This window comes from Bradyrhizobium sp. Kon37, assembly GCF_055807535.1.
The window spans coordinates 1-244 of the sequence record NZ_JBVVOY010000321.1; the positions used below are offsets into that span (position 1 = coordinate 1).

Sequence of the window (244 nt, forward strand, 5' to 3'; positions counted from 1 at the left end):
ATGGAAGATCCAGTCAAAAATGTAGTCATAGTTACCCACTGTACTGATCCAGCGCACCACTAACTCCCGGCGTTCGGTACTGACGTTGGGCTGGCCCATTTCCTGATGCTTATACTCCGGCCCGGCATAACGTTCAAATACCGCGATAGCGCGAGGGATCTCCATCGGCACGCCAGTGTAGTCGGCGATGGTTTCATTAAGGAGCACTGCGTTAGACGGGGCATCTTTACCACGAGCAATTGGT

General features: G+C 52.9%; 1 protein-coding gene. It reads right to left on the reverse strand.

From position 1 onward, the window contains the following. On the reverse strand, positions 1–244 hold a 244-nt coding region (locus AC0L3J_RS38325), incomplete at both ends, for a copper amine oxidase (RefSeq protein ID WP_473350613.1).